Consider the following 23,975-nt stretch of genomic DNA (forward strand, 5'->3'; position numbering starts at 1 on the left):
CTCGAAAATGAGCCACACGCGTTCACCAGCATAGGTCAATGGTGTGTTTATGAGCGCGAGTATGCGATGCAACCGCCCGTGAGGGCCAGCGACGCATCAGCCAAATAAATCGGCCGCCCGAGTGGGCGGCCGGTTCATCGCGTCTTAGGCGGTGTGATCGATCTTGATGGTCGGGTCGGCACCACTGATCAGCGAGTTGATGCTGGTGTGAGACCAATCGTTGCCTTCCAGCTTGATCGTCACATCGGCATTGGCCACGCCGCCCGCTGCGTTGAGCTTGCCTTCACTGCTGATTTGCAGGGTCGACACGCCGTCTACCGTGGTGATCTTGAGGTAGTTGTCGATGGTGCTGTCCGTCTCACCCTTCAACAGATCCTTGAGATCGATCCGGTCACCTTCCGAGGCTTTAAAGTCCTTGATCACATCGTTGCCCAGGTCACCCGCTTTCCACACGAAGGTGTCGGCACCCGAACCACCGATCAGGATGTCGTTGCCCGGACCACCGATCAAGGTGTCGTCACCGGTGCCGCCCAGCAAGATGTCATTGCCTTTGCCGCCGTCCAGGTAGTCATTGCCGCCCTGGCCGAACAGGATGTCATCACCCGCGCCGCCCAGCAGCGTGTCGTTGCCGTCCTTGGCGCCGGACACATCGAAGTCCGCGTAATGCTCGGTGACGTACTGGTGCACGTTCGAGGTGGTCACTGCCGTGACCGCCACGCCGGTCTTCTGTGCAACAAAGGCCTGCAGTGCGTTGTAACCCTCACCGGTAATACCGCTGAAGCTCACCAGGTCGCCGAAGATGATGTCGTTGCCGTCGCCACCGCTGATGGTGTCGTTACCCGGCAGCGTTGCTTCGGTGTGGCCGAGAATTGCGTTGGCCAGGTCTTTCGGGTCGATGTTGCTTTGCGGCTTGCCATCGCTGTCGTAAGGCTTCAGGTCGCTGAGGGTGACGTCGCTGTTGATGCCGATGGCTTCCACTTGCGACAACCCGCCCAGCAAGGCAAAGGCGCTTTTGGCGTTGCTCAGCGTCGCCGAGTCGGTGCTGCTGCCGGTACCGCTCAGGTTGGACAGCTCGTAGGTGCCGTCACCCTGGGCGTGCAGGGTGCCCAGGTTGTTAACCACCCAGCGCGAGCCATTCCAGGTTTGCAACTGGGCCGCACCCGAGGAGTCGACGCTGAAGTAGTGGGTGTTATCCAGGTATTTGCTGAACGTCGTGCCCAGTGTGTAGTTGGACGTGGTCACCAAGTCGTCGAGCTTCACGTTGTAAATCGTCGGGTTGGTCTGCTCGCCGCTCTGGTAATAGGTCGGCTTGCCGTCGGTGATGAAGTAGGTCAAGTTGGTGGCACCGCTGTTGCCGGTAGCCAGGCCGCTCTGGAAGAAGTTGGCCGTGGTCTTGAACACGTCTTCATAGTTGGTACCGCCACCCGACGCCATCGAGTCCAGCACTGCCTTGAGCAAGGTCAGGGCGTTTGGATCGTTGAGGTTGATGGCGACCGACTTGTTCACCTGGGTATCGAAATCCGCCAGGAAAATATTCACAGTCCCCGACGTGTTGGCGCCCAGGCTGTCTTTGAGCGAGCTGAACACCGAGGTCAACGAAGCCTTTGCCGCGTTGATCGACGCGGTGCTCATGCTGCCGGAACTGTCCACCATAAACGCGATGTTGTAGTTCTTGCCCTGCACCACGTTCAGGCCGCCGATATCGGCCACGACGATGTCGTTGCCATCGGTGCCGGTAATCGCGTCACTGCCCGAGGTGCCCGTGATCGCGCTGTAGGTGGCCGGGTACACCGTCACCGGCAATTGCGCGGTGGTGATGGCCGAACCGCCGAGGCTTTCGGTGGACGTCGAGGTGACGGTCAGGTTGAACTGGCCGCTGTAGTAGGTCGGCGGCTTGATGGTCAGGGTGCTCAGGTCCCAGCCGGTGACGTTGACTTCGCCCACGGTTTTGGTCGCGGTGAAGGTGTGCCCGGACGCGTCGGTTAGCACCGAGCCTGCCGGTACGCCACTGATCTTCACGCTCAGGGTTTCCGAGCCGTCGGTATCGGTCAGCGCGGTGGTGACTTTGGACAGCTTCACGGTGCCGTTTTCCTGGCCTTCGTTGAGCTTGTAGCCCACGTAGTAACCGTCACCGTTGCTGCCATGCAGGTCGGACACGGTCACGCCGGCGTTGGTCAGGTCAGTGATGCCGGTGTACAACGCCGCGCCGCTGGTGCTCAGGTCTGTGGCCGCTGCGCCGTTGATCGACAGGTTGACGTCATAGCTGCCCGGGCCGGACTGGTTGGCGTGGTAAATCTCGATGCTGTAGTAGCCGCTGACGGTCGGGGTGATCGAGCCGCTGAACTTGCCACTGTTGGTGCCCCATTGCGCGCTGGCCACGTCTTTGCCGCCGACGTTGATCACCAGGCTGTCATCGCCGGTGCCGCTGAAGGTGTAGGACTTGCCGGCTTCCATGTACATGAGGCCGGAGATCTTCGAGCCTGCACCCGCCGCCACGTTGGCGGTGGATTCGACGTTGGTCACAATCCCGCTGCTGTTGGGCGTGCCGGCGTTATCAATGGCGTTTTTCAGGTCGGCCGGGGCCGCGCCGTTACCGTTGGTGCCGATGCCGGCGATGCTGTTCCAGCTTTGTTTGAGCAAGCCCACCGAATTGACGTTGTTGTCAGCCACATTCAGGGTCGGTGCGTCGGCGACCGGTGTGATATCGACTTTCACCGTGGCGCTGGTGCCCAGGTCCTTGCCGTCGGTAGGCTGGAACTTGAACTGCGCGTAATCGGCCTGCTTGTTGCCAATACCGGTGCCGCCATAACCGTCGGTGCCGGACTCGTTGGCGTTGGGCATAAAGCGCAACTGGCCGCCGTCGATCTGCGCCTTGGTGAAGGTCTGGCCGGCGGTCACGTTGGTCCAGGTGGCGCCATCTGCCGCCAGGTATTGCAGCTTGCCGGCCACCGGCAGGTCGGTGATCTTCACGCCAAGGCTGGCTTGTGGCGAGTCCACATCGGTCACGCCGAAGTTGGCCCAGGTCAGCGCCAGCGGCGTGTCTTCGGTGCCGGTCACGGCGCTGCCGGTTGCCACTGGCGCATCGTTGACCGCCACTACGTTGACCGTGGCGGTAGCGACGTTGGAGTAATTGCCGCCATCGGTCACGGTCACGGTGATGGTCCGCGGCGTGGTGCTCGGGTCGTGGCTGTTGTTGGTGAACGTGATGTTCTTGATCTGCTGCATGTAGTCAGCCAGCGACGCCGTACCGGTCAGGGTCAGCGTGATCTTGCCGGTGGCAGGGTCTGTGGTCGGGGTCACAGTGATGCCGGTAACGCCTGTGTAGTTCAGCGAATCGCCCTGCTGAGTGTTGGTCAAGACCACCGTGGCGCCGGTCAGTTGAGTACTGTCCGGATCGGTAATCTTGATGTCAGTGTCAGCAATCGACACGCCCGTGCCGCCTTCGGTGAACGAGGTCTTGTAGTCGGCACCGGTGGCGCCGCTGGAGTTGTTGGCATCCAGGTCGATGACCGGCGGCGCGTCGTTGTCGATGATGTTGGTGCTGACGCTGCCATTGCCGACCACCAGGTTTTCGAAGTTGCCGCCGGTGGTTTTATCGATGGTGATGACGATCGTTTCTGTCGGCTCGGTGATCTTGTCGTCGATCGTGCCGATGGTGAACGGCACGCTGCTGGCGCCAGCCGGGATCTTCACGGTGTACACGCCAGTGAAATCCGAGCCATCGGTGGCGGTGCCGCTGTACTTGAGCGTCACGGTCACATCGGTTTGCGCCGGGTTGCTCAGGGTCAGGGTGTAGTTCGCCGTGCCGCCTTCAGTCACCGACGCGTCGCCGGTAATGCTGATGGTGGTGTTGTTGATCACATCCGTCACCTTGGTGGTCACGGTGCTGCCGTCGACGATCAGATGCTCGTACTTGTCGCCGCCGCTGACCACGCCGGTGATCTTGGCAGTCACGTCGTTGGCGCCGACGTACGCATCGTTAGGCGCAGTGGTGGTCGCGGTGTTGCTGGACTGGCCGTTGCCGATGGTAATGGTCGAGCCGTTATTCAACTTCACCACCAGGTCGGAGCCGACGTTGGTTACGGCATTGCCGTTCTTGTCGACCAGGGACGCGGTGTAAGTGATCAGGCCGCCTTCGCTGACCGAGCCGTTGGCTTTGAGCGACACGGTGACGTCATCGATGGTGTCGTTGACGACGGTGGTTGCGCCGCCCGGGGTGATGGTGACGCCCTCGAAATTACCGCCGGTAGTGCCGGTGATCTTCACGGTCTGGGTGCTTTTGTCGATGAACACGTCATCGCCTGGCGCATTGACGGTCACCTGACCGACCAGGGAATCCTTGGCGATCTTGATCGTGGCGCCGTTATCCAGGGTGACCACCATGTCGCTGCCAGCCTTGTTGCTCAAGGTGGCGGTGTAGGTGATGGTGCCGCCTTCGTTGACCGCACTTGGCGCGCTCAGGGTGACGGTCGTCAGGTCGGTGGTGCCCGGTGTGTCGTATACGGTGGTGCTCACCGGATCCTTGACCGGCACCAGGTTCTCGAACTGCTCCCCACCGGTTACGCCCTTGATGGCCGCAGTCACCGTCTGGTTGCCGGCGTACACATCGTTAGGCGCGACAACGGTGGCAGTGCTGGAACTCTGGCCGTCGGCAATGCTGATGGTCTTGCCGTTATCCAGCTCGACCACCACAGTCTTGCCGACGTTATTGACGGTATGACCGTCTTTGTCGACCAGGGTGGCGGTGTAGACGATGTTGCCTTTCTCGCCGACGCTGCCGGTGGCGGTCAGGAGGATTCTCACCGTATCAATGGTGTCGTTGACCACGGTGGTGGCGCCGCCCGGCGTCACGCTGAGGTTTTCGAAATTGCCGCCGGTAGTGCCGGCGATCTTGACGGTCTGGGTGCTCTTGTCGATGAACACGTCATCGCCTGGCGCATTGACGGTCACCTGGCCCACCAAGGAATCCTTGGCAATCTTGATCGTCGAGCCGTTATCCAGGGTGATCACCATGTCGCTGCCAGCCTTGTTGCTCAAGGTGGCGGTGTAGGTGATGGTGCCGCCTTCGTTGACCGCACTTGGCGCACTCAGGGTCACGGTGGTGGTGTCGATCGAGTCGGTGATGCTCGTCACTGCAGCGGCCGGATTCGCCGCCAGGTTCTCAAAATTACCGCCGGTTGCCTTGGTGATCGTCGTGCTGACAGTCGACGCGTTGTTGTAAACGTCGTTCGGCGGCGTTTGGAACACGACCGTGCCCGAAGACTTGCCGGCTTCGATGTTGATCGTCTGGCCGTTGCTCAGCGTGACCGCCACAGCGGTTTGCGCCGGGTTGGTCAGCGTGGCGGTGTAAATAATGGTGCCGCCTTCAACGACCGAAGGGGTCGCCGTCAGGGTGACAGTGGTGGTGTCGATCGAGTCGGTAATCGTAGTGGTCGCTGGCGCTGGGTTGGTTGCCAGGTTTTCGAAGTTACCGCCGGTAGCGTTGGTGATCGTCGTGTTGACGGTCGAGCCGTTGTTATAGACGTCGTTGGCGGGGGTGTGGAACACCACCGAGCCCGAGGACTTGCCGGCTTCGATGTTGATCGTCTGGCCGTTGCTCAGCGTCACGGTTACCGCGGTTTGCGCCGGGTTAGTCAGCGTAGCGGTGTAAGTAATGTTGCCGCCTTCAACGACCGAAGGATCCGCCGTCAGGGTGACGGTAGTGGTGTCGATCGAGTCGGTGATCGTAGTGGTTGCTGGCGCTGGGTTGGTTGCCAGGTTTTCGAAGTTACCGCCAGTGGCGTTGGTGATCGTCGTGTTGACGGTCGAACCATTGTTGTAAACGTCGTTGGCTGGGGTATGGAACACGACCGAGCCTGAGGACTTGCCGGCTTCGATGTTGATCGTCTGGCCGTTGCTCAGCGTGACCGCCACAGCGGTTTGCGCTGGGTTGGTCAGCGTAGCGGTGTAAATAATGTTGCCGCCTTCAACGACTGAAGGGGTTGCCGTCAGAGTGACGGTAGTGGTGTCGATCGAGTCGGTGATCGTGGTGGTTGCTGGCGTAGGGTTGGTTGCCAGGTTCTCGAAGTTGCCACCGGTAGCGTTGGTGATCGTCGTGTTGACGGTCGAGCCGTTGTTGTAGACGTCGTTGGCCGGAGTATGGAACACGACCGAGCCCGAGGACTTGCCGGCTTCGATGTTGATCGTCTGGCCGTTGCTCAGCGTCACGGTTACTGCGGTTTGCGCTGGATTGGTCAGCGTGGCGGTGTAAGTGATATTGCCGCCTTCAACGACCGATGGATCCGCCGTCAGGGTAACGGTAGTGGTGTCGATCGAGTCGGTGATCGTGGTGGTTGCTGGCGCTGGGTTGGTTGCGAGGTTTTCGAAGTTACCGCCAGTGGCGTTGGTGATCGTCGTATTGACGGTCGAACCGTTGTTATAGACGTCGTTGGCCGGGGTGTGGAACACGACCGAGCCCGAGGACTTGCCGACTTCGATGTTGATCGTCTGGCCGTTGCTCAGCGTCACGGTTACTGCGGTTTGCGCTGGGTTGGTCAACGTCGCGGTATAGGTGATGTTGCCACCTTCAACGACCGATGGGTCCGCCGTCAGGGTGACGGTTGTGGTATCGATCGAGTCGGTGATGGTGGTCACCGCTGGAGCTGGGTTGGTTGCCAGGTTTTCGAAGTTACCACCGGTGGCGCTGGTGATCGTCGTGTTGACGGTCGAACCGTTGTTGTAGACGTCGTTGGCCGGCGTTTCGAAAACTACAGTTCCGCTGGACTTGCCCGCTTCGATATTGATCGTCTGGCCGTTGCTCAGCGTGACCGTCACAGCAGTTTGTGCTGGATTGGTCAGCGTAGCGGTGTAAGTGATATTGCCGCCTTCAACGACTGACGGGTCCGCCGTCAACGTGACGGTAGTGGTGTCGATCGAGTCGGTGATGGTGGTCACCGCTGGAGCTGGGTTGGTCGCCAGGTTCTCGAAGTTGCCGCCAGTGGCGTTGGTGATTGTCGTGTTGACGGTCGAACCGTTGTTGTAGACGTCGTTGGCCGGCGTTTCGAAAACTACAGTTCCGCTGGACTTGCCCGCTTCGATGTTGATCGTCTGGCCGTTGCTCAAGGTAACCGTCACAGCCGTTTGCGCTGGATTAGTCAGCGTAGCGGTGTAAGTGATGTTTCCGCCTTCAACGACCGATGGATCTGCCGTCAGGGTGACGGTAGTGGTGTCGATCGAATCAGTGATGGTAGTGGTCGCTGGCGTAGGGTTGGTCGCCAGATTCTCGAAGTTACCGCCAGTGGCGTTGGTGATCGTCGTATTGACGGTCGAGCCGTTGTTATAGACGTCGTTGGCCGGGGTGTGGAACACGACCGAGCCCGAGGACTTGCCGACTTCGATGTTGATCGTCTGGCCGTTGCTCAGCGTCACGGTTACTGCGGTTTGCGCTGGGTTGGTCAACGTCGCGGTATAGGTGATATTGCCGCCTTCAACGACTGACGGGTCCGCCGTCAACGTGACGGTAGTGGTGTCGATCGAATCAGTGATGGTAGTGGTCGCTGGCGTAGGGTTGGTCGCCAGATTCTCGAAGTTACCGCCAGTGGCGTTGGTGATCGTCGTATTGACGGTCGAACCGTTGTTATAGACGTCGTTGGCTGGGGTTTCGAAAACCACCGAGCCCGCAGATTTACCCGCTTCGATGACGATGGTCTGGCCATTCGAAAGCGTCACAGTCACCGCAGTTTGCGCCGGGTTAGTCAGCGTAGCGGTGTAAGTGATGTTGCCGCCTTCAACGACCGATGGGTCCGCCGTCAGGGTGACGGTGGTGGTGTCGATCGAGTCGGTGATGGTGGTCACCGCTGGAGCTGGGTTGGTCGCCAGGTTTTCGAAGTTACCGCCGGTGGCGTTGGTGATTGTCGTGTTGACGGTCGAACCGTTGTTATAGACGTCGTTAGCTGGGGTTTCGAAAACCACCGAGCCCGCAGATTTACCCGCTTCGATAACGATGGTCTGGCCATTGCTCAGCGTCACGGTGACCGGAGTTTGCGCCGGGTTGGTCAACGTGGCGGTGTAAGTAATGTTGCCGCCTTCAACGACCGATGGATCCGCCGTCAGGGTGACGGTAGTGGTATCGATCGAGTCGGTGATGGTAGTGGTTGCTGGCGCTGGGTTGGTTGCCAGGTTTTCGAAGTTACCGCCAGTGGCGTTGGTGATCGTCGTGTTGACGGTCGAGCCGTTGTTGTAAACGTCGTTAGCTGGAGTTTCGAAAACTACAGTTCCGCTGGACTTGCCCGCTTCGATAACGATGGTCTGACCGTTGCTCAAAGTGACGGTCACGGCGGTTTGCGCCGGATTGGTCAGCGTCGCGGTGTAGGTGATGTTGCCGCCTTCAACGACCGATGGATCCGCCGTCAGAGTGACAGTGGTGGTATCGATAGAGTCGGTGATGGTGGTGGTCGCTGGCGTAGGGTTGGTTGCCAGGTTTTCGAAATTACCGCCGGTAGCGTTGGTGATCGTCGTATTGACGGTCGAACCGTTGTTATAGACGTCGTTGGCTGGGGTTTCGAAAACCACCGAGCCCGCAGATTTACCCGCTTCGATGACGATGGTCTGGCCATTCGAAAGCGTCACAGTCACCGCAGTTTGCGCCGGGTTAGTCAGCGTAGCGGTGTAAGTGATGTTGCCGCCTTCAACGACCGATGGGTCCGCCGTCAGGGTGACGGTGGTGGTGTCGATCGAGTCGGTGATGGTGGTCACCGCTGGAGCTGGGTTGGTCGCCAGGTTTTCGAAGTTACCGCCGGTGGCGTTGGTGATTGTCGTGTTGACGGTCGAACCGTTGTTATAGACGTCGTTAGCTGGGGTTTCGAAAACCACCGAGCCCGCAGATTTACCCGCTTCGATAACGATGGTCTGGCCATTGCTCAGCGTCACGGTGACCGGAGTTTGCGCCGGGTTGGTCAACGTGGCGGTGTAAGTAATGTTGCCGCCTTCAACGACCGATGGATCCGCCGTCAGGGTGACGGTAGTGGTATCGATCGAGTCGGTGATGGTAGTGGTTGCTGGCGCTGGGTTGGTTGCCAGGTTCTCAAAGTTACCGCCAGTTGCACCGGTAATAGTGGTGCTGACAGTCGAACCATTGTTGTAAACGTCGTTAGCTGGAGTTTCGAAAACTACAGTTCCGCTGGACTTGCCCGCTTCGATGTTGATCGTCTGACCGTTGCTCAGCGTGACCGTCACAGCGGTTTGCGCTGGGTTGGTCAGCGTCGCGGTATAGGTGATGTTGCCGCCTTCAACGACCGATGGGTCCGCCGTCAGGGTGACGGTGGTGGTGTCGATCGAGTCGGTGATCGTAGTGGTGGCTGGCGCTGGGTTGGTTGCGAGGTTCTCGAAATTACCGCCAGTGGCGTTGGTGATCGTCGTATTGACAGTCGAACCATTGTTGTAAACGTCGTTAGCCGGGGTTTCGAAAACCACACTTCCGCTGGACTTGCCCGCTTCGATATTGATCGTCTGGCCGTTGCTCAGCGTGACCGTCACAGCAGTTTGTGCTGGATTGGTCAGCGTGGCGGTGTAAGTGATATTGCCGCCTTCAACGACCGATGGGTCCGCCGTCAGAGTGACGGTGGTGGTGTCGATCGAATCAGTGATCGTGGTGACGGCTGGGGCAGTACCTGGAACCAAGTTCTCAAAGTTACCGCCAGTTGCACTGGTAATAGTGGTGCTGACGGTCGAACCATTGTTGTAAACGTCGTTAGCTGGCGTTTCAAACACCACCGAGCCTGCAGATTTACCCGCTTCGATAACGATGGTCTGGCCATTGCTCAGCGTCACGGTGACCGGAGTTTGCGCCGGGTTAGTCAGCGTAGCGGTGTAAGTGATGTTGCCGCCTTCAACGACCGATGGGTCCGCCGTCAGGGTGACGGTTGTGGTATCGATAGAGTCGGTGATGGTGGTGGTCGCTGGCGTAGGGTTGGTCGCCAGACTCTCGAAGTTCCCACCGGTGGCGTTGGTGATCGTCGTGTTGACGGTCGAACCGTTGTTGTAGACGTCGTTGGCCGGAGTTTCAAACACCACCGAGCCCGCGGATTTACCCGCTTCGATAACGATGGTCTGGCCATTGCTCAACGTCACGGTAACCGCAGTCTGCGCCGGGTTGGTCAACGTTGCGGTGTAAGTGATGTTTCCGCCTTCAACGACCGATGGGTCCGCCGTCAGGGTGACGGTAGTGGTATCGATCGAGTCGGTGATGGTAGTGGTCGCTGGCGCTGGGTTGGTCGCCAGATTCTCGAAGTTACCACCGGTGGCGTTGGTGATCGTCGTGTTAACGGTCGAACCGTTGTTGTAGACGTCGTTGGCCGGAGTTTCGAAAACTACAGTTCCGCTGGACTTGCCCGCTTCGATATTGATCGTCTGACCGTTGCTCAAGGTAACCGTCACAGCAGTTTTCGCTGGATTGGTCAACGTCGCGGTGTAAGTGATGTTGCCGCCTTCAACGACCGATGGGTCCGCCGTCAGGGTGACGGTGGTGGTGTCGATCGAGTCGGTGATGGTGGTCACCGCTGGAGCTGGGTTGGTCGCCAGGTTTTCGAAGTTACCGCCGGTGGCGTTGGTGATTGTCGTGTTGACGGTCGAACCGTTGTTGTAGACGTCGTTGGCCGGGGTTTCGAAAACCACCGAGCCCGCAGATTTACCCGCTTCGATGACGATGGTCTGGCCATTCGAAAGCGTCACAGTCACCGCAGTTTGCGCCGGGTTAGTCAGCGTAGCGGTGTAAGTAATGTTGCCGCCTTCAACGACCGATGGATCCGCTGTCAGAGTGACAGTGGTGGTATCGATCGAGTCGGTGATCGTGGTGGTGGCTGGCGCTGGGTTGGTCGCCAGGTTTTCGAAATTACCGCCGGTAGCGTTGGTGATCGTCGTGTTGACGGTCGAACCGTTGTTGTAGACATCGTTGGCTGGAGTTTCGAAAACTACAGTTCCGCTGGATTTTCCAGCTTCGATGTTGATCGTCTGGCCGTTGCTCAGCGTGACCGTCACAGCGGTTTGCGCCGGATTGGTCAGCGTCGCGGTGTAGGTGATGTTGCCGCCTTCAACGACCGATGGATCTGCCGTCAGAGTGACGGTGGTGGTGTCGATCGAATCAGTGATCGTGGTGACGGCTGGGGCAGTACCTGGAACCAAGTTCTCAAAGTTACCGCCAGTTGCACTGGCAATAGTTGTGCTGACAGTCGAACCATTGTTGTAAACGTCGTTAGCCGGCGTTTCAAACACCACCGAGCCTGCAGATTTACCCGCTTCGATAACGATGGTCTGGCCATTGCTCAGCGTCACGGTGACCGGAGTTTGCGCCGGGTTAGTCAGCGTAGCGGTGTAAGTGATGTTGCCGCCTTCAACGACCGATGGGTCCGCCGTCAGGGTGACGGTTGTGGTATCGATCGAGTCGGTGATGGTGGTGGTCGCTGGCGTAGGGTTGGTTGCCAGGTTCTCGAAGTTGCCACCGGTAGCGTTGGTGATCGTCGTGTTGACGGTCGAGCCGTTGTTGTAGACGTCGTTGGCCGGAGTATGGAACACGACCGAGCCCGAGGACTTGCCGGCTTCGATGTTGATCGTCTGGCCGTTGCTCAGCGTCACGGTTACTGCGGTTTGCGCTGGATTGGTCAGCGTGGCGGTGTAAGTGATATTGCCGCCTTCAACGACCGATGGATCCGCCGTCAGGGTAACGGTAGTGGTGTCGATCGAGTCGGTGATCGTGGTGGTTGCTGGCGCTGGGTTGGTTGCGAGGTTTTCGAAGTTACCGCCAGTGGCGTTGGTGATCGTCGTATTGACGGTCGAACCGTTGTTATAGACGTCGTTGGCCGGGGTGTGGAACACGACCGAGCCCGAGGACTTGCCGACTTCGATGTTGATCGTCTGGCCGTTGCTCAGCGTCACGGTTACTGCGGTTTGCGCTGGGTTGGTCAACGTCGCGGTATAGGTGATGTTGCCACCTTCAACGACCGATGGGTCCGCCGTCAGGGTGACGGTTGTGGTATCGATCGAGTCGGTGATGGTGGTCACCGCTGGAGCTGGGTTGGTTGCCAGGTTTTCGAAGTTACCACCGGTGGCGCTGGTGATCGTCGTGTTGACGGTCGAACCGTTGTTGTAGACGTCGTTGGCCGGCGTTTCGAAAACTACAGTTCCGCTGGACTTGCCCGCTTCGATATTGATCGTCTGGCCGTTGCTCAGCGTGACCGTCACAGCAGTTTGTGCTGGATTGGTCAGCGTAGCGGTGTAAGTGATATTGCCGCCTTCAACGACTGACGGGTCCGCCGTCAACGTGACGGTAGTGGTGTCGATCGAGTCGGTGATGGTGGTCACCGCTGGAGCTGGGTTGGTCGCCAGGTTCTCGAAGTTGCCGCCAGTGGCGTTGGTGATTGTCGTGTTGACGGTCGAACCGTTGTTGTAGACGTCGTTGGCCGGCGTTTCGAAAACTACAGTTCCGCTGGACTTGCCCGCTTCGATGTTGATCGTCTGGCCGTTGCTCAAGGTAACCGTCACAGCCGTTTGCGCTGGATTAGTCAGCGTAGCGGTGTAAGTGATGTTTCCGCCTTCAACGACCGATGGATCTGCCGTCAGGGTGACGGTAGTGGTGTCGATCGAATCAGTGATGGTAGTGGTCGCTGGCGTAGGGTTGGTCGCCAGATTCTCGAAGTTACCGCCAGTGGCGTTGGTGATCGTCGTATTGACGGTCGAGCCGTTGTTATAGACGTCGTTGGCTGGGGTTTCGAAAACTACAGTTCCGCTGGACTTGCCCGCTTCGATATTGATCGTCTGGCCGTTGCTCAGCGTGACCGTCACAGCAGTTTGTGCTGGATTGGTCAGCGTAGCGGTGTAAGTGATATTGCCGCCTTCAACGACTGACGGGTCCGCCGTCAACGTGACGGTAGTGGTGTCGATCGAATCAGTGATGGTAGTGGTCGCTGGCGTAGGGTTGGTCGCCAGATTCTCGAAGTTACCGCCAGTGGCGTTGGTGATCGTCGTATTGACGGTCGAACCGTTGTTATAGACGTCGTTGGCCGGCGTTTCGAAAACTACAGTTCCGCTGGACTTGCCCGCTTCGATATTGATCGTCTGGCCGTTGCTCAGCGTGACCGTCACAGCAGTTTGTGCTGGATTGGTCAGCGTAGCGGTGTAAGTGATGTTTCCGCCTTCAACGACCGATGGATCTGCCGTCAGGGTGACGGTAGTGGTGTCGATCGAATCAGTGATGGTAGTGGTCGCTGGCGTAGGGTTGGTCGCCAGATTCTCGAAGTTACCACCGGTGGCGCTGGTGATCGTCGTGTTGACGGTCGAACCATTGTTGTAAACGTCGTTGGCCGGCGTTTCGAAAACTACAGTTCCGCTGGACTTGCCCGCTTCGATATTGATCGTCTGGCCGTTGCTCAGCGTGACCGTCACAGCAGTTTGTGCTGGATTGGTCAGCGTAGCGGTGTAAGTGATGTTGCCGCCTTCAACGACCGATGGATCCGCTGTCAGAGTGACAGTGGTGGTATCGATCGAGTCGGTGATGGTGGTCACCGCTGGCGCTGGGTTGGTCGCCAGGTTCTCGAAGTTACCGCCAGTGGCGTTGGTGATCGTCGTATTGACGGTCGAACCGTTGTTGTAGACGTCGTTGGCCGGAGTTTCGAAAACTACAGTTCCGCTGGATTTTCCAGCTTCGATATTGATCGTCTGGCCATTGCTCAAAGTGACGGTCACGGCGGTTTGCGCCGGATTGGTCAGCGTCGCGGTGTAGGTGATGTTGCCGCCTTCAACGACCGATGGATCTGCCGTCAGAGTGACGGTGGTGGTATCGATCGAATCAGTGATCGTGGTGACGGCTGGGGCGGTACCTGGAACCAAGTTCTCAAAGTTACCGCCAGTTGCACCGGTAATAGTCGTGCTGACAGTCGAACCATTGTTGTAAACGTCGTTAGCTGGGGTTTCGAAAACCACCGAGCCCGCAGATTTACCCGCTTCGATAACGATGGTCTGGCCATTGCTCAACGTCACGGTAACCGGAGTTTGCGCTGGGTTGGTCAGCGTGGCGGTGTAAGTGATGTTGCCGCCTTCAACGACCGAGTTATCAGCAGTCAGGGTGACGGTAGTGGTGTCGATCGAATCAGTGATCGTGGTGACGGCTGGGGCAGTACCTGGAACCAAGTTCTCAAAGTTACCGCCAGTTGCACTGGCAATAGTTGTGCTGACAGTCGAACCATTGTTGTAAACGTCGTTAGCCGGCGTTTCAAACACCACCGAGCCTGCAGATTTACCCGCTTCGATAACGATGGTCTGGCCATTGCTCAGCGTCACGGTGACCGGAGTTTGCGCTGGGTTGGTCAGCGTGGCGGTGTAAGTGATGTTGCCGCCTTCAACGACCGAGTTATCAGCAGTCAGAGTGACGGTAGTGGTATCAATCGAGTCGGTGATCGTGGTGACCGCAGGTGTAGTACTCGGGACCAAGTTCTCGAAGTTACCGCCAGTTGCACCGGTAATAGTGGTGCTGACAGTCGAACCATTGTTGTAAACGTCGTTAGCCGGCGTTTCAAACACCACCGAGCCCGCAGATTTACCGGCTTCGATAACGATGGTCTGGCCATTGCTCAGCGTCACGGTGACCGGAGTTTGCGCCGGGTTGGTCAGCGTGGCGGTGTAAGTGATGTTGCCGCCTTCAACGACCGAGTTATCAGCAGTCAGAGTGACGGTAGTGGTATCAATCGAGTCGGTGATCGTGGTGACCGCAGGTGTAGTGCTCGGCACCAAGTTCTCGAAGTTACCGCCAGTTGCGTTGGTGATCGTCGTGTTGACGGTCGAACCATTGTTGTAAACGTCGTTAGCCGGGGTTTCGAAAACCACACTTCCGCTGGACTTGCCCGCTTCGATGTTGATCGTCTGGCCGTTGCTCAAGGTAACCGTCACAGCCGTTTGCGCTGGATTAGTCAGCGTAGCGGTGTAAGTGATGTTTCCGCCTTCAACGACCGAGTTATCGGCAGTCAGGGTAACGGTAGTGGTATCAATCGAGTCGGTGATCGTGGTGACCGCAGGCGTAGTGCTCGGTACCAGATTTTCAAAGTTGCCGCCCGTAGCCCCAGTAATCGTGGTGCTGACAGTCGAGCCATTGTTGTAAACGTCGTTAGCTGGCGTATCCACCACCACCGTGCCAACCGACTCACCCGCCTTGATGGTAATCACCGAGCCATTGCTCAAAGTGACCGTCACCGGCGTCTGCGCTGGATTGGTCAGCGTCGCGGTGTAAGTGATCTGGCCGCCTTCGGTGACAGTCTCGCCCGCCGTCAACGTGACGGTGGTGGTATCAACCGAATCAGTAATCGTAGTAACCGCAGGCGTAGTGCTCGGTACCAGATTTTCAAAGTTGCCGCCCGTAGCCCCAGTAATCGTGGTGCTGACAGTCGAGCCATTGTTGTAAACGTCGTTAGCCGGCGTATCCACCACCACGGTGCCAACCGACTCACCCGCCTTGATGGTGATCACCGAGCCATTGCTCAAAGTGACCGTCACCGGCGTTTGTGCAGGGTTGGTCAGTGTCGCGGTGTAAGTGATCTGGCCACCTTCGGTGACAGTCTCGCCCGCCGTCAGCGTGACGGTGGTGGTATCAACCGAATCAGTAATCGTAGTAACCGCAGGCGTAGTGCTCGGTACCAGATTTTCAAAGTTGCCGCCCGTAGCCCCAGTAATCGTGGTGCTGACAGTCGAGCCATTGTTGTAAACGTCGTTAGCCGGCGTATCCACCACCACCGTGCCAACCGACTCACCCGCCTTGATGGTAATCACCGAGCCATTGCTCAAAGTGACCGTCACCGGCGTCTGTGCAGGGTTGGTCAGTGTCGCGGTGTAAGTGATCTGACCGCCTTCGGTCACCGTTCCGCCCGCCGTCAGCGTCACCGTAGTGGTGTCGATGGTATCGGTAATCTGAGTCACGGCCGGATTAGGGTCGAGGGTCAGTACCAGGTTGTTGCCGCCAGTGGTGCCGGTGACGTTGACGCTGATCTGGCTAGGATCGATGTAAGGGCTGTCGTTCGGCGCCAGCGGTACGTTGACGGTGCCGGTGGTCTGGCCGGCAATGATGGTGATCACTGCGCCGTTGGACAGTGTGATGTTCAGGTTGCTGGACGGTGCCTGGGTCACCGTGGCGGTGTAGGTCAGCACGCCGCCGGCTTCGGTGATGCTCGGGGTTGCGCTCAGCGACAGGGTGGACGCCTGCAACACCAGGTTGCCGCTGTTGTCGGTCGAGCCTTGGGCGCCCGCGAGCTGGGTTTGGGTCGCCGTGGTCTGGCCCAGAGGGCCGGTCGGGAAGCCGATGGTCGGGTCCACGCGGCCTGCGGTCGCGTCCAGCACAACGAAGCTGTGGCCGCCGCCCGCGGCGCCGTTACCGGCAGCGGTAGCGCCTGCGGCAGTGGCTTCCAGGTCGGTGGTCGGGTCGGCGCCGGCGGCGATGGCTTGTTGCAGCTCGGCAACCGACGGTGCGGCCTGCTCGGTGGCTGCGGCCAGGTCGAGGCTGGAGTCCGGCATGTCGGCGCTCCATTGGGTATCCCGACCGAGGTCCAGCGTGCGGCCGTCGGCCAATTCCAGGCTGACCGCGCCGGACATGCCGGTATCGACCTGGTCGCCCGCGAACAGGCGATCACCTTCAACGAGGACGCGGCGTGTCCCTTCCGGAGAAATAACGAAAACTTGACCAACAATGCTTTTGACGATGGCAACAACACTGCTCATTAAAGATTTCTCCGGCGATCCGTTTCTGATGATTTCCATGCGGCCGCTCGCAGGTGCGAGGGCCAAACAGGAGGGGGGCGTAGTCTAATTACTTACTGGCGTCAAATAATTGGCTAGATTTATTCGCTATCTAGTTTATGCCAAACTATTGACCTTCTGGTCGCCATCCTAAACAATTGGCCCCGTAATGTCACATTGATATTTATGCGGCGAACCGTCCTACATGTGTGAAGCAGTTCCGCTTTTTGAACTTTCCGACGTACGGTCATTACGGTAGCCATTATCCGACTCAGCGAGGCCGAATCGCTGTGATTTGAGACAAGAAGTCCTGGGGAATTTTTAAATGCGTTTGCACCTGTTCAAGGCAATACCGTTCGTACTCGCCGCCAGTTTTGTACAAGCCCAAACATTGCCCCAGGCCATGCAACAGGCCTTAGACGTGCACCCGGAAATTCAAGCCGGCGTGAACAGCCGTATCGCCGCCGATTACCAACTGCGCGCTGCACAAGGTGGTTACTTGCCTCGTGTAGACCTGAACGCCGGTTATGGTCGTGAAGGCACCGACGATTCCAACACGCGCGCCGCCAGCGGCCCGAACGGCAACCAGTGGGACACCCACAACCGCGGCGAATCGAGCCTGCGTCTGCAACAGATGATTTTTGACGGTTTCGCCACCTCCAGCGAAGTCGGGCGCCAACAAGCCAACGTCAATTCCCGCGCGTACTCCCTGCTGGGTACTTCCGAGCGCACCGGGTTGACCGTCGCCCAGGTGTACCTGGATGTGCTGACACGCCGTGAGTTCGTGCGCCTGGCTGAAGAAAACCTGCGCAACCACGAACGCATTTACGACCAGATCAAACTGCGCACCCAGCGCGGCGTCGGTAACGGTGCCGACCAGGACCAAGCCGAAGCGCGTCTGGCCCAGGCCCGCAACAACCTGATCACCGAGCAAACCAACCTGGCCGACTCCCAGGTCAATTACCTCAGCGCCGTCGGCCAGATGCCCGACCAGCTCGAGCGCCCGGCGCCGTTTGTAGCCATGCTGCCGGCTGACTTCAACGAAGCACGCCGCCAGATGCTCGACAACAGCCCGGTCCTGCGTTCGGCCGAGTCGGATATCTCCGCCGCCGAAAGTCAGTACGAAGCTGCCAAGTCCACCTTCTACCCGCGCTTTGATGCAGAGCTGGGCACGAATGCCGACAACAACGTCGGCGGCGATGCCGGCCACAGCAACGGTTGGGAAGCCATGGTGCGCATGCGCTTCAACCTGTTCGCCGGTGGCAGCAACAAGGCCGACCTGCAATCGAAGTCCTACCAGGCCAACCAGGCACTGGATATCCGCAATAACGCCCTGCGCCAACTCAACGAAGAACTGGGCCTGGCCTGGAACGCCCTGAACAACGCCAACGCGCAATTGCCGGTAGCCCAGCAGTACGTGGATCACAGCACCCGCGTGCGCACCTCTTACCAGCAGCAGTTCAGCCTGGGCCAACGTACGCTGCTCGACTTGCTCGACAGCGAGAACGAATTGTTCACCGCTTCGCGTCGTTTGGAAGAGATCAAGAACATTCAGTTATTTACTCAATATCGAATCAAGGCGACCATGGGCGAATTGCTCAAAAGCCAGGGCGTGGTCGCACCGATGGCCTCCGTCGTACAGAACGACGTGAAGCCAAAAGTCCAACTGCCTGGGATGAATTGAGTCACCCCTATAGCCCCATCTGTTAGTCGAGAGTGCAGCGCGTGGAATCCGAAGTCAGTCGAGTTCATCTCAGTCATGATCCACGCACGCTGCACGACGACCCGTTATTGGACGGGTTGTTGGCGCTTTGTGCCTTGCATCAAAAACCGGCCAGCGCGGCCATGCTCACCACCGGCCTGCCGCTGCCCTCGCAGCGCCTGAGTGCCGAGCTGCTGCCGCGTGCAGCCGCGCGTGCCGGCCTGCAAGGGCGGGTGCTGCAACGCAAGCTGGAACAGATTCCGACCATCGCACTGCCGGCGCTCCTGTTGCTCAAGGACGGTCGCAGTACGGTGCTGGTGGGTTGGCAAGGCGAAGACGAAGCCCGCATTCTGCTCAGCGAAAGCGACGGCGGTGAGGTGCTGATCAAGCGCGAGCTGTTGGTCGACGATTACATCGGCAAAGTCTTCTTCGCCCAGCCGCAGCACAAATTCGACGTCAACCACGGCACGCTGATCCCGCGAGCGCGTTCGTGGTTTCGCGACACCCTCAAGCGTTCGCGCTGGCTCTACACAGACGCCATCGCCGCCAGCTTCCTGATCAACATCATCGCCATGGCGGCGCCGCTGTTTGTGATGAACGTCTACGATCGAGTAGTGCCCAACCAGGCCACATCTACCTTGTGGGTGCTGGCCGTGGGCATCGGCGGCGCGTACCTGTTCGACCTGGTGCTCAAGAGCCTGCGCAGCCTGTGCCTGGACCTGGCCGGCAAAAAGACTGACCTGATCATTTCGGCCACGCTGTTCGAGCGCATTGTCGGCATGTCCATGAAGTACCGCCCTGCACGGGTCGGCAGCTTTGCGCAGAACATCCATGAGTTTCAAAGCCTGCGCGATTTTCTCGCGTCGCTGACCCTCACCAGCCTGATCGACCTGCCGTTCACCCTGCTGATTTTCCTGGTGATCGCCATCCTCGGCGGCCACCTGGTGTGGATTCCGGTGCTGGCTTTCCCGATTGCCCTGGGCATCGGCTACGCCCTGCAAAAACCGTTGGTAGCGACCATGGAGCGGACCATGGCCCTGGCTGCCGAGCGCCAGTCGAGCCTGATCGAAACCCTCGCAGGTTTGGATGCGGTCAAGGTCAACAACGCCGAGAGCGAGCGTCAGTACGGCTGGGAACAAACCATCGGCACCCTCAGCCGGCTTGAGCTGCGCGTGAAGTTGCTGTCGGGCCTGTCGATGAACATGACCCTGCTGATCCAGCAACTGGCCGGCGTAATCATGATCGTGTTCGGTGTGTACCAGATCATCGACGGCAACCTCAGCATGGGCGGCCTGATTGCCTGCTACATGCTCAGTGGCCGTGCGCTGAGCCCGCTGGCCTCGCTGTCGGGCCTGCTGACCCGCTACCAGCAAGCCAAGGTCACCATGACCTCGGTGGACCAGATGATGGAGCTGCCCCAGGAGCGCAATTTCGAAGAACGCCCGATGAGCCGTCGCACCCTGCAAGGTGCCATCGAGTGCCGTGGCCTGAACTTCACCTACCCGAACCAACAGAACGCCGCGCTGAAAAACATCAACCTGGTGATCAAGCCGGGCGAAAAAATCGGCATCATCGGCCGCAGCGGCTCGGGCAAAAGCTCCCTGGCCAAACTGATCGTCGGCCTTTACCAGCCCGACTCCGGCGCCTTGCTGGTGGACGGCGTGGACGTACGCCAGATCGACGTGAGCGAGTTGCGCCACAACATCGGCTACGTCGCCCAAGACATCCAGCTACTGGCCGGCACCCTGCGCGACAACCTGGTCTCGGGTGCGCGTTATGTCGAAGACGAAATGGTCCTGCAAGCCGCCGAACTCGCCGGCGTGCACGAATTCGCGCGCCTGCACCCGCAAGGCTATGAACTGCAAGTTGGCGAGCGTGGGCAGAACCTGTCCGGCGGCCAGCGCCAGAACGTCGCCCTGGCCCGTGCGCTGTTGCTCAACCCGCCCATCCTGCTGTTGGACGAACCCACCAGCGCCATGGACAACACCGGTGAAGAACGCTTGAAACAACGCCTGCAAGCCGTGGTGCAAAACAAGACCGTGGTGCTGGTCACGCACCGTGCCTCACTGCTCTCGCTGGTGGACCGCCTGCTGGTGGTCGACCGTGGGCAGATCCTCGCGGACGGCCCGAAAGCCGTGGTTATGGAAGCGTTGAAAAAGGGGCAGATCAGTGTTGCTTAACTCCATCAAAAGCGCGGTCGGCCGCTACTTCAAGGGCTCCGATTCGTTGCAGGGCCAGCCGCTGCCTGAGGTCAACAAGGCACTGATCGAAGATGCGCCGCGGGTCATCCGCCTGACCATTTGGGCGATCATTGCGTTCTTCGTATTTTTGGTCGTGTGGGCGGGCTTCTCCAGCATCGACGAAGTCACCCGCGGCGACGGCAAGGCGATTCCGTCGTCCAAGCTGCAAAAAATCCAGAACCTGGAAGGCGGCATCGTCTCCGAGCTGTTCGTCAAGGAAGGCCAGATCGTCGAAGCCGGCGCGCCGCTGATTCGCCTCGACGACACGCGATTTGTCTCCAACGCCGGCGAAACCGAAGCCTTGCGCCTGGCCATGCAACTGCGCGTCGAGCGCCTGAGCGCGCAGGTGGATGACCGCCCGCTGAACATTCCCGACGACGTGCTCAAGGCCGCGCCAAGCCAGGCGGCCAACGAGCGCTCGCTGTATGAAAGCCGCCGTCAGCAGTTGAAAGACGAAGTCGGCGGTTTGCAGGAGCAATTGGTGCAGCGTCAACAGGAACTGCGCGAGTTCACCTCCAAACAAGGCCAGTACCGCAGCCAGTTGTCCCTGCAGCGTCAGGAAATCAACATGTCCGAGCCGTTGGTGGCCCAGGGTGCGGTGTCGCCGGTGGAAGTGCTACGCCTCAAGCGCGCCGAGATGGAAACCCGCGGGCAGCTGGACGCTACCACCCTGGCGATTCCCCGTGCCGAATCAGCTATCAAGGAAGTGCAGCGCAAGATCGACGAAACCCGGGGCAAATTCCGCAGTGAAGCGCTGACCCAACTCAACGAAGCGCGCACCGAACTGAACAAGGCTGAGTCCACTGGCCGCGCCCTCGAAGACCGCGTCAGCCGCACGCTGGTCACCTCGCCGGTGCGCGGTATCGTCAAACAGCTGCTGGTCAACACCGTCGGTGGCGTGATCCAGCCGGGCAGCGACATGGTCGAAATCGTGCCGCTTAACGACACCTTGCTGGTGGAAGCCAAGATCCGCCCGCAAGACATCGCGTTCCTGCACCCTGGGCAAGAAGCGATCGTCAAATTCACCGCCTATGACTACACCATCTATGGCGGGCTGAAGGCCAAGCTCGAACGCATCGGTGCTGACACCATCACCGACGAAGACAAGAAAACCACCTACTACATGATCACCTTGCGCACCGACCGCAGCCATTTGGGCACCGATGAGAAGCCGCTGCTGATCATCCCCGGCATGGTGGCCTCGGTGGACATCATCACAGGCAAGAAAAGCATCCTGAGCTACCTGCTCAAGCCGATCATCAAGGCGCGGGCCGAGGCGTTGCACGAGCGCTGATCTTCAGCGCCGGCACGGGCCTCATCGCGGGCAAGCCCGGCTCCCACATTTGAATGTGTACACCCATCAAATGTGGGAGCCGGCTTGCCTGCGATGGCGCCCTCAGCTTCACCACAGACCCCCACCCTAATGCATATCGATATTCACTAACGGTATTTAATCGCCCGTTCTTATATCTATAAAGTCACTCCCCTGTCCGACCGGGAGTGCCCTCATGTCCGCCACCTCTACTGTTCCAACAGCGACCGTAACCGCCCAAACCTTCGAGATCCGGCCATTCCCCGGCAGCGTTGGCGCCGAGATCGTCGGCCTGGATGTGTCTCGCCCGGTTAACGACCAGGACTTCGCGCGCATCCACCGCGCGCACCTGGATCACCACGTCGTGGTGTTCCGCGATCAACGCATTACCCCCGAACAACAGATCGCCTTCAGCCGCCGCTTCGGTGTGCTGCAGATCCACGTGCTCAAACAGTTCCTGCTGGCCAACCACCCGGAAATCCTGATCGTCTCCAACATCATCGAAAACGGCCAATCCATCGGCCTGGGTGACGCGGGCAAGTTCTGGCACTCGGACCTGTCTTATAAAGAGCTGCCAAGCCTGGGCTCAATGCTGCACGCCCAGGAGCTGCCCTCCGAAGGCGGCGACACGCTGTTTGCCGACATGCACAAAGCCTGGGACCAATTGCCCGAGCCCCTGCGCAAAGCGGTGGAGGGCCGCAGCGCCGCGCATTCCTACACCGCGCGCTACAGCGAAACCAAATTCGAAGGCAACTGGCGGCCAACCCTGACGCCTGAGCAACTGGCCCAAGTGGCCGAAGTGGTGCACCCGATCGTGCGTACTCATCCGGAAAACGGCCGCAAGGCGCTGTTCGTCAGCGAAGGTTTCACCACCCGCATCGTCGGCCTGCCCGAGGATGAAAGCCGCGACCTGCTGGCCCAGCTCTACGCCCACAGCGTGCTGCCGCACAACATCTACCGCCACCAGTGGCAGCCCCACGACCTGGTGTTCTGGGACAACCGCTCGCTGATCCACCTGGCCGCCGGTTGCCCGAGCCACCTGCGCCGCAAGCTGTTTCGCACCACCATTCAGGGCGATGCGCCTTTCTAATCCTGGTCCTCGGCAAGAGAGTTGAAATGAACGCGCCCCTGCAAGGCCACGCGGCCAGCAACCTGAACACCGCCCAGCCGCTGTTGGCGGTGGACCACGTCAGCCTCGAATACCGCACCCCCGAGCGCGTGGTGCGGGCCACCCATCAGGTCAGTTTCGAGATCGACCCGGCTGATCGCTACGTGCTGCTCGGCCCTTCGGGCTGTGGCAAATCCACCTTGCTCAAGTCCATCGCCGGGTTTATCAAACCCTGTGAAGGCGAGATTCGCCTGCTCGGGCAAAAGGTCGAACACCCCGGCCCGGACCGCATCGTGGTGTTTCAGGAATTCGACCAGTTGCCGCCGTGGAAAACCGTCATTCAGAACGTGATGTTCCCGCTGCTGGCGTCCAAAACCTTAAAGCGTCGCGAAGCCCAAGAGCGAGCGCTGTACTACCTCGAAAAAGTCGGCCTCAGCGCTTTTGCCGATGCCTACCCGCACACCTTGTCTGGCGGTATGAAAGCGCGTGTGGCGATCGCTCGCGCCCTGGCCATGCAGCCAAAAATCCTGCTGATGGATGAACCCTTCGCCGCCCTCGACGCCTTGACCCGACGCAAGATGCAGGAAGAACTGCTGCTGCTCTGGGAAGAGGTGCGCTTCACGCTGTTGTTCGTCACCCATTCCATCGAAGAAGCCTTGGTGGTGGGAAATCGCATCCTGTTGCTGTCGCCGCATCCGGGGCGCGTGCGGGCGGAAATCCATAGCCATCAATACGACCTGCACAGCCTTGGCGGTGTGGAATTCCAGGCGTCGGCGCGGCGCATTCATCGCCTGCTGTTCGATGAAGCGCCCGAGGCCGAACGTGAGTTGGGTTTCGCCGATATCCGCATCGCTTACTAAGGGGCCG

At 59.4% G+C, this 23,975-nt stretch carries 6 protein-coding genes; 5 read left to right on the forward strand and 1 reads right to left on the reverse strand.

Annotation, left to right across the window (positions count from 1 at the left end):
• Positions 1–144: 144 nt before the first annotated feature.
• Positions 145–16,728, reverse strand: coding sequence for a LapA family giant adhesin (locus tag C4J83_RS00685; protein WP_124416117.1), 16,584 nt, complete (start codon positions 16,726–16,728; stop codon positions 145–147).
• A 343-nt stretch (positions 16,729–17,071) separates the two neighbouring features.
• Between C4J83_RS00685 and C4J83_RS00690 the strand changes: the two genes are divergently transcribed.
• The 5 genes from C4J83_RS00690 to C4J83_RS00710 all read left to right on the forward strand — a co-directional run bounded on the left by C4J83_RS00690 (position 17,072) and on the right by C4J83_RS00710 (position 23,968).
• Positions 17,072–18,430: a TolC family outer membrane protein gene (locus tag C4J83_RS00690; RefSeq protein WP_106577303.1), complete on the forward strand. Its 1,359-nt coding sequence runs from the start codon at positions 17,072–17,074 to the stop codon at positions 18,428–18,430.
• Between the two features lie 41 nt (positions 18,431–18,471).
• Positions 18,472–20,628 (forward strand): type I secretion system permease/ATPase, encoded by a 2,157-nt coding sequence (locus tag C4J83_RS00695; protein WP_119738405.1) that lies wholly within the window; start codon positions 18,472–18,474, stop codon positions 20,626–20,628.
• Positions 20,618–21,982 (forward strand): HlyD family type I secretion periplasmic adaptor subunit, encoded by a 1,365-nt coding sequence (locus tag C4J83_RS00700; RefSeq protein WP_106577304.1) that lies wholly within the window; start codon positions 20,618–20,620, stop codon positions 21,980–21,982. The genes C4J83_RS00695 and C4J83_RS00700 overlap by 11 nt, the downstream gene beginning before the upstream one ends.
• Positions 21,983–22,196: 214 nt before the next feature.
• Entirely contained in the window at positions 22,197–23,090 is an 894-nt protein-coding gene (locus C4J83_RS00705; RefSeq protein ID WP_124416118.1) for a TauD/TfdA dioxygenase family protein, read from the forward strand.
• A gap of 26 nt (positions 23,091–23,116) precedes the next feature.
• Positions 23,117–23,968, forward strand: a complete 852-nt coding sequence (locus C4J83_RS00710; protein ID WP_124416119.1) for an ABC transporter ATP-binding protein — start codon at positions 23,117–23,119, stop codon at positions 23,966–23,968.
• Positions 23,969–23,975: the final 7 nt, after the last annotated feature.

This window comes from Pseudomonas sp. LBUM920 (assembly GCF_003852315.1).
Taxonomy (GTDB): domain Bacteria; phylum Pseudomonadota; class Gammaproteobacteria; order Pseudomonadales; family Pseudomonadaceae; genus Aquipseudomonas.

Bases quoted from the DNA above. Each gene is read 5' to 3' on its own strand.
- C4J83_RS00685 (WP_124416117.1), bottom strand. From the start codon at position 16,728: ATGAGCAGTGTTGTTGCCATCGTCAAAAGCATTGTTGGTCAAGTTTTC.
- C4J83_RS00690 (WP_106577303.1), top strand. From the start codon at position 17,072: ATGCGTTTGCACCTGTTCAAGGCAATACCGTTCGTACTCGCCGCCAGT.
- C4J83_RS00705 (WP_124416118.1), top strand. From the start codon at position 22,197: ATGTCCGCCACCTCTACTGTTCCAACAGCGACCGTAACCGCCCAAACC.
- C4J83_RS00710 (WP_124416119.1), top strand. From the start codon at position 23,117: ATGAACGCGCCCCTGCAAGGCCACGCGGCCAGCAACCTGAACACCGCC.